Origin of the sequence: Thermogemmatispora sp., from assembly GCF_019683755.1 — a bacterium.
Classification (GTDB): Bacteria; Chloroflexota; Ktedonobacteria; order Ktedonobacterales; family Ktedonobacteraceae; genus Thermogemmatispora.
On sequence record NZ_JADGHT010000442.1, the window covers coordinates 1 to 3,224 of the forward strand.

Genomic DNA, 3,224 nt, shown 5'->3' on the forward strand with positions numbered 1-3,224 from the left:
TTTTTGTGCTGATTAAGCTATCCTTGCACGATGAGCCACGCACCAGCATCAGGGTCAGGGCGCTCCAACGTGGTCCCATGTCATCATGCTGCTAAGTGGGTTAAAATAGCAACGGTAGAAGCCATTCGCGTCAATCGGCTCTTCGAATTCGGCCGGAGGAACAGCTCGCCCTGGCTGGCTATCCGGCCTTAGCCGCAGGCTGTCGTGAGATCAACTTTTTCTGTTTGCCCCTGGCAAGTGGAAGTCATGACGGTCCCGCCGATGGTTGCTTACCCAGGCTCCCCGACCAGGTTGGGGACCATCTGCAGCGGAGCCTGCAACTGCCCTAGCCGGCTACAAAGGCCTCATGAGCCTTACAGTCAGCACTGATTGCAGGCTAGCAGAGAAACCTGGCAGGACCTCACCAGGGACTGGTGAAACCCTGCCAGAGTAGCTAACCTGGCTGCACAGTCAAGGCAATCAGTGGCTAAGCTTATACTCAGCCTGGCGGCCTGCCTCGTAACAGGCGTCTCCTAGCCGCTGACGCGCCACAGAATTACAGTATGATCCGTAGAAGCGGAGGCCAGCCCCTGCTGACCCCAAGCCACAGCAGTGACGCTGCCATGATGGCCACTATAGACCGTCGCGCGAGCCGGCGCGCCATTGCTGCCGAGCGTCCAAACGCGCACATGCTCATCGCCACAGGCGGTGGCCAGACGACCAGGTGTCGTCGGGTCCCAGGCCAGGCCATTGACCGCTGCCGGATGGCTCAGACGCTCTTGCACGACGCCCGAAACGCTATCCCAGATCACCACCTGGTGATCGGCCCCACCCGAGGCTAACTGCGTGCCATCTGGAGACCAGGCCACACACAAGGCAGCGCCACGGTGGCGACGGTAGCTTTGCTGCAAGCGTCGATCACCCAGACTGAAGGTCGCCACCAAGCCGCTATCGAGGGCCAGAGCCAGGGTCTCGCCCCCGGGAGCCAGAGCCAAAGCCCGAATGTGGGCCTTCAGGAGGCTGCGTGTTGTCCGTCCACTGACCAGCAGCTCGTGTGCGCCATTGCCAAGCGTACCAGCCAACAGAGCATCGCGCCGCTCAGTCCAAGCCAGCGCGCTCACAGGAGCCCCCAGGTCATTGAACGTCTGCTGTAAGGCCCCGCTCGTCGTCCAAATCTGTACCGAGTGGTTCTCACCGCCCGAGGCCAGCAGCGTTCCATCGGCGCTCCAGGCTACCGCCAAAATGGGAGTGGCCTGGAGACTGTAGGTGAGTACTGAGCGCGCCTCGCTTGCCAGCCAGAGGCGCGCCGTCTGATCGCGCGAGCCGGAGACCAGGTGAGCCCCATCGGGGGACCAGGCCAGGCTGGTGACGCTATCCTGATGGCCCTCTAAGACTGCTAACGCCTGCGGAGGACGACTATTCAACAGAAAATACAGGCTGGTCCCTATCACACCCAGGCCGACAATGCCAGCGCCCATCAAGGCCAGAGCGCGTCGTCGGCTCAAGGCTTCGCCTCCAGGAAAGTGCTCTAACCAGGCAGGTAGCTGCAGAGAGCGCAAACGGGCCAGACCTGCCAGCCGCCGCGCCGTCCCTGGGAGCGGTTGAGGCAGAGAGGGAGGGGGAGGACCGGGCTGCTTGAGGTCTGGGGGCGAGCTGGGCATGGCCGACGTGGCGAAGACAGTCGGGGCTGAGGCCGCTTCCCGGCGCTGCTGCGTATTGGAAGGAGACGCCGCTCCTCCTAGAGGATTGCCAAGCGCCAGCGGCTGCCCACCACGTGGGAGCCTCAACTGCTCGATCTTCTCCGCCGCAGGCTTCCCGGCGCTGACTGTCTGATCCGGGGACTCGCCCAGCAGCAAAGTGCGGGTAGCATCGGCGCCGCTGGCTGGTTCGCTCTTCGTCGGCGAGCCAAAGCGCGGCTGCAGCAGAGAAGAGCGACTGCGAGCTGCATGGGCGAAGGCCGCGGCGAAGGCGGCCACCGATGGATAGCGAGATTGGGGACTTTTAGCCAGCGCGCGGGCAAAAACCTCATCCAGCGCTTGCGGCAGAGCAGGATTGAAGGCACGCAAAGATGGCGGCTCGCGGTTCAAATGCTGATGCATCAACTGGGCCGGATCTCCCTCGAAAGGTGTCCGCCCGGCCAACAACAAGTAGAACATGACCGCCAGTGCGTACTGATCGCTCTCAGGACGCGCCTCGCCTCCGAACTGCTCGGGCGCCATATAGAGCGGCGTACCAAAGATGTGGCTGGTGGCCGAGCTAAAAGAAAAGAACTTGGCCAGACCGAAATCGGAGAGCAGCAGATGCACGCGCGGCCCGCCCTCGATGCGCAGCAAGAAATTGGCCGGCTTAATATCGCGGTGAACGATACCACGGTCATGCGCATACTGAAGAGCGGAAGCCGCCTGCTGAAGGTAGTCCTCAGCTTCCCTCAAGCCGAGGGGCCAGGACGAGGGCAGGCCCGCCGGCAACTGTGGGGCACGGCTGAGCGACTGCTGCGAAGCCTGGCCCGAACGGCGGCGCAGCCAGTCCCAGAGCGAGCCTTCGGGACGATACTGCATGACCATGTAAGCGCGCCGTCCCTGGCCGGTCTCTTCTTCTCCATAGCGATAGAGCGGCAGAATATGCAAATGGTCCAGGCTTGCCACGGCCCGCGCTTCCTGCTTGAAGCGCTCAAGGGCTTTTTCGGCATCGGGGAGATCACCGGCCTCGGCGCGCACCACCTTGATGGCGACCTGCTGACCGATCATGGGGTCCTCGGCCAGATAGACCGTGCCCATGCCGCCGCTGCCAATGAACTGCTTGATGATGTATCCCCCGATCACTGAGCCGATCAATGTATCCACTGCCTTTGTCTCTCCTGCTCATGAAGCGTTCGCTTGGGTGGGGCTGAGCACCCAGAGAACAGAACAGGTAGCGGGCGGAGCCGCTCTGACAAGCATAAAAGGGCGATCCGGGTACCCTTTGCTGGCTAGCTAGCTGGCTGGCTCCGCCCGTTGCCGGAACAGCCCGCCCGCCATGATAGCACGCCCTGAGCTACCTGTCGACTACTCAGGGCAGCTACTAAGACCAGCTTCGCCGATCTTGAGCTATACTGGAGAAATGCTGTAGTGTAGCCCTTTGCTAACCTGACCACTGGGACTGATCGGCAAGCCAGCGACCAGCTCTGCCTTTGTCTTGTCTCAGGCCTTTGCCCTGCTTGCTTCCCTTTATTAGTAGGTATTCAGCATCAATTGATAGATATAAAT

General features: G+C 61.8%; 1 protein-coding gene. It reads right to left on the bottom strand.

The features are described from left to right. Positions 1–512: 512 nt before the first annotated feature. Positions 513–2,822: a serine/threonine-protein kinase gene (locus IRZ24_RS18510; protein WP_297167637.1), complete on the bottom strand. Its 2,310-nt coding sequence runs from the start codon at positions 2,820–2,822 to the stop codon at positions 513–515. Positions 2,823–3,224 lie beyond the last annotated feature (402 nt).